This is a genomic window from Peptoniphilus sp. BV3C26 (assembly GCF_000478985.1).
Classification (GTDB): Bacteria; Bacillota; Clostridia; order Tissierellales; family Peptoniphilaceae; genus Peptoniphilus_B; species Peptoniphilus_B koenoeneniae.
This window is the reverse complement of sequence record NZ_AWXB01000019.1, coordinates 1-4195: the sequence shown is the minus strand read 5'-3', so window position 1 is coordinate 4195 and position 4195 is coordinate 1. Positions and strand designations below refer to the sequence as shown.

Annotated in this window: 8 protein-coding genes; all 8 read right to left on the bottom strand. The window is 34.2% G+C overall.

Going from position 1 to position 4195, the window contains the following annotated elements; translation table 11 throughout:
• Nucleotides 1–138: 138 nt before the first annotated feature.
• Nucleotides 139–318: a hypothetical protein gene (locus HMPREF1253_RS02355; protein ID WP_023055156.1), complete on the bottom strand. Its 180-nt coding sequence runs from the start codon at nt 316–318 to the stop codon at nt 139–141.
• A gap of 332 nt (nt 319–650) precedes the next feature.
• Nucleotides 651–995 (bottom strand): hypothetical protein, encoded by a 345-nt coding sequence (locus HMPREF1253_RS02350; RefSeq protein WP_023055152.1) that lies wholly within the window; start codon nt 993–995, stop codon nt 651–653.
• A 206-nt stretch (nt 996–1201) separates the two neighbouring features.
• Nucleotides 1202–1447: a hypothetical protein gene (locus HMPREF1253_RS02345; RefSeq protein WP_036739210.1), complete on the bottom strand. Its 246-nt coding sequence runs from the start codon at nt 1445–1447 to the stop codon at nt 1202–1204.
• Between the two features lie 2 nt (nt 1448–1449).
• Nucleotides 1450–1701 carry a hypothetical protein gene (locus HMPREF1253_RS02340; protein ID WP_036739208.1) on the bottom strand — a complete coding sequence of 84 codons (252 nt, stop codon included), beginning with the start codon at nt 1699–1701 and terminating at the stop codon, nt 1450–1452.
• Between the two features lie 15 nt (nt 1702–1716).
• Nucleotides 1717–2226, bottom strand: coding sequence for a phosphodiester glycosidase family protein (locus HMPREF1253_RS09850; protein WP_255349229.1), 510 nt, complete (start codon nt 2224–2226; stop codon nt 1717–1719).
• A gap of 108 nt (nt 2227–2334) precedes the next feature.
• Complete coding sequence (locus tag HMPREF1253_RS09590; protein ID WP_023055151.1) at nt 2335–3078, bottom strand: N-acetylmuramoyl-L-alanine amidase family protein; 744 nt, start codon at nt 3076–3078, stop codon at nt 2335–2337.
• A gap of 36 nt (nt 3079–3114) precedes the next feature.
• Nucleotides 3115–3414, bottom strand: a complete 300-nt coding sequence (locus HMPREF1253_RS02325) for a hypothetical protein (protein ID WP_155803723.1) — start codon at nt 3412–3414, stop codon at nt 3115–3117.
• A 25-nt stretch (nt 3415–3439) separates the two neighbouring features.
• Nucleotides 3440–4195 (bottom strand): WD40 repeat domain-containing protein (locus tag HMPREF1253_RS02320; RefSeq protein WP_023055155.1); only part of this gene is annotated, 756 nt, incomplete at its 5' end.

Below are 4195 nucleotides of genomic sequence, written 5' to 3'. Positions count from 1 at the left end.
ATTATAACTCATTTTTAAGCCTTTTTAAAGCTTTTTGTAACTTTAAAGTAACTAATAAATAAGAGCCTTCGTGGCTCTTCTTTTTATTTGTTGTATTTTTCGTTAAAATCGATAATCCACTTAGCGTACTTTTTGCCGTTAATTATAACTTTTTCTTTTTTCGATTAAATCTTCAAGCTCTTTTAAGTCCTCTGAATTCGCATAATTTCTAATAAAACTCCTTGCAGAGCTTCTGTAGGATAGATATCTTCGTCTTTCTCTGTTCTTCTCTGCCCATCTGCGGTTATATTCAGCCTGGTCATATTTTTTTTCTGTCAATAACTTCATCTCCTTTTTTTTGTAAAAAAAACTTGCATTTTTTAAAATTAGGTGTATATTATAAATATAAACATCAACACGTGGTGTATTGAAATAGCAATTGATATTTAAAAAGTATCAGTAAAATTTCATTTGAACAACAACATGAGATGTATTGAAATAGCAATTGATATTTAAAAAGTATCAGTAAAATTTCATTTGAACAACAACATGAGATGTATTGAAATAGCAATTGATATTTAAAAAATATCGGTGAAAATTTCACTTTTTGAACAACAACACATGGTGTAGGATAAAAGAGTTAGGATTTTCTAACTCTTTTATTTTTTTGTCTAAAAAAATTTTCTATAATTTTTAAGATCTTTTATTTCTTCTATGCTTTCTATATTTATAAGGGTTGCACTGTTTGCACAAAGATTAATTTTGGCGATGCTTGCCAATTCTTTGCCGTTAAAAATTGGAAATAACATATATTCTGGAATCAGTATCCCTTCATTATCAAGGCCTGAAATAGTAGCCACCCCTTTTTTAGAAACGGTATTGTTTTTTTCAAACAAATCTTCTATTGCCCACCTGAAGAAGGGGTCAATATGATATTCTTTTCCGTCTCTTGTTACTTTTTCCAAATTTTCAACAGCCTTTTCAATTTCTTTTTTTACTTCTTCAAAATTATTCATGATTTTATCTCCTTTTCTTATCTTTAATATAATTATAATACCTGCATTAGAAAAAATCAACACTTTTTTTTAAAAAATTTTTAAAAATTTTATGATATAATACATTTATAGGAGCTCCTTTTTAAGGACTTCTTTTCTTATCTTGCCTGCACTTTAAATAGTGCAGGTTTTTTTGCATAAAAAAAAAAAAAAAAAGAACCTGGAGTTTATTCTCCAGGCTTTTTGTAATCTTCAGTCTTAATTATATTCGTAACATCTTCGCTCTTACTGTCTGCCATTCCTTCTGAAAGCATATACACACACAGACCACCAATAGCCCCTACAAGAGCAACTATTCTTTCTACAGTTTCTGGTGTAGCCTTTGTGAAAGCTATCAGCGACACGATCACTGCTGTAATACATGCCCAAAACTTCCTGCTCGAAAGTTTCCTTATTAAATCTTCTTTTCTCATTTTCACACCTTCCTTTTATTAAAATATCTCAACTTCTTATCCAGCTTTTTGAACTCTTCTTCAGTGAGTAACCTTTGCATAGCTATTTTATAGTCTTTGCAATAAGGATACTTTCCCACATCTATTAAATTTCTAACTTTTAAAGCATCTGTCTTAGTCTTTAAGTGTGCATGTTGCTCATACTTTCCACCGACACGAACCACAAGCCAAGGCCTTTCTTCGCATTTTGGCTTGTACTTAATAGAAATCTTCAAACCTCTTGCTCCTGTTTATTCATCCAAAATTCTGACACAGTGATTTAACTTTCTAACACTTTTAACAATATCCTTATCTTTAAACCTCATTTGAGTAGAGCCTCCACCATCAAGAGCTATAAGACCATCAAATCCGATGCTGCTATTTAAAATTCTATTTCTAAACTCTTCAAGGGTGTATTTCCTGTCTGAAGCTATTAAATATACTTTTCTGCCTCTGAACCCTATAGCCGTATGAGCAGTAGCTCTTAGCACGTCCATATATAGGCCTACAAAGCCCTCTTTTTTAGTATTCCATACTGGATATAGACTTATGCCCGAAATCGCCCACCTGATGGCTGTATGGACTTCTGAGCGTATGTTATAGATCATACCCACACTCATATTATTTCCATCGTACCAAATCGCCCCTCTTTTTAAACCTTCAAAATTGCTAACATAGGAATTTGCTTCAAGAGGTCTGCCATCTTGAACGGCTATTCCGTATATAGGCTTCTTGCCTATTGCATAGAAAGTGCCATTAATTCCATCAACGTTTAAAGGCTTATTATCAACAAGTTCTATTCTGATTCTGTCTGCTTCAGTTTCAATAAAATTAATATTATTTTCTACAAAAAATCGGTCTTCTGCTCTTCAGGTCGGCTTCTTGCTTATATTTGGTAAGACTTCGCCTTTCGCAATCTTAATACCTCTTAAAACCATCATTGCGACTTCTTCACGTGTAGCAGGGTCTTTTGGTCTTGAGCCATCAGTTATTCCAAGTTCTATTGCTTTTTTAAATTCTTCTTGCATCTGTTCACCTACTTTTTCTTTAATTTCAGTATTTCCAAAAGTACTGTCTTTTGATAAGTCAATCGCCCATTCAATCGGCTTCTTAATATCTTCTTTAAATTGCCACCACTTAGCCCAGTTGTTTTTGCTCCAACTTCCAGGACAAATTTTACCCGTTGCATCAAAGTGTCGGATGACTTTATCTTGTGAAATATTAAATTTCTTCATTAAGTTTTTAGTGAGTTCTACTAAGTTCTTATAGGCTTTTGCCTTGTCGATATCTGCATTGATACATAGTTCTACCGATATTGAGTTAGAATTAAGAGCGTCTTTGGTTCTATTAGGATTGTTGCTGTACCCCCACTTGTCGCCAATAGACCAAGCCACAAGACTATCTCCAATAGTTTGGATAATCTCTCTATCGTCTAAGTAGTAGTGAGCAGAGCCATACCTTATTGCAGTCTGCAAATACTTGAAATGAGCTTCTGCATCTGCACCTTTTGATGTATTGCCTGTGTCGTGAATGACAAGATATTTAATATCTGATAGTTTTCTTCTCTTACCGATCTGCTTTTGATTACTGATTGGTTTATATTTAAATTCCATAATATTATCCTTTAAAAGGCAGGTTTCCCTGCCATGTTATTTTCCCAAAGCATCAACTTTGCTTTCAATTCTTAAAAGTATCTCTTTGCAAGCCTCGCTGTCTTTGCCTGCTTCTTTGAGTTGTTCGATATCTATCTTCATATCATTTAAACACTCGTCCATTTTTTGATGATAGACTTTCGCATCTTTAATTACTTCGGTGTTTGATTCTACTACTTTTGTTATCTTTTCTATCATCTTCGGCATTTGCCAGAGATATAGTCCAGCTATTATGATAAGCACTCCAAAATTTGATATAGCTTGGTAATTTTCCATCATAAAGATCACCCCTTCCATTAAAAGTCTTGTCCTGTTATTTCTTTCATTTTAATACCTCATATCCTGTGAGAATTTGTTCTATGTTTTGGTGCAGTTTCATTACTTTTTTATCGTCACTTCCTAAATATACATATCCTTGGCTATCTACTGCAACTGTTTGCACTGTGCCTCCACTCCATGTAAACTCCCATATTTTTTGCCCATTTGGTGATACCTTTATTAATCTGTCGTAAAGTCCTGAATAAACGTTGCCTTGGTTATCTATTGCGACTGAACCGACTACACCTGCACACCCTGTGAACTCCCATATCTTATTACCATCGGGAGATATCTTCATTACTTTTTTGTAGCTTCCTGAATATACATTGTCTTGGTTGTCTACTGCTACTGAGAAGACTACACCTGTATCCACTGAGAATTCCCATATTTTCGTTCCTTGAGGCGATATCTTCATTACTTTAAAGACGTCGCCTCCTAAATATACGTATCCGTTGCTATCTACTGCTACTGACCTAATCGTGTTTGTATGTCCTGTGAATTCCCATATCTTTTGTCCACTTGGTGATATCTTCATTAGTTTTTTATCGTCACTTCCTGAATATACGTATCCGTTGCTATCTACTGCTACTGACCTAATCGTGTTTGTATGTCCTGTGAATTCCCATATCTTTTGTCCACTTGGTGATATCTTCATTAGTTTTTTATCGTCACTTCCTGAATATACGTATCCGTTGCTATCTACTGCTACTGACCTAATCGTGTTTGTATGTCCTGTGAATTCCCATATCTTTTGTTCCGT

Excerpts from the sequence above, each read along its gene's own strand:
- HMPREF1253_RS02350 (WP_023055152.1), bottom strand. The coding sequence starts at position 995 with ATGAATAATTTTGAAGAAGTAAAAAAAGAAATTGAAAAGGCTGTTGAA.
- HMPREF1253_RS02345 (WP_036739210.1), bottom strand. The coding sequence starts at position 1,447 with ATGAGAAAAGAAGATTTAATAAGGAAACTTTCGAGCAGGAAGTTTTGG.
- HMPREF1253_RS09590 (WP_023055151.1), bottom strand. The coding sequence starts at position 3,078 with ATGGAATTTAAATATAAACCAATCAGTAATCAAAAGCAGATCGGTAAG.
- HMPREF1253_RS02325 (WP_155803723.1), bottom strand. The coding sequence starts at position 3,414 with ATGGAAGGGGTGATCTTTATGATGGAAAATTACCAAGCTATATCAAAT.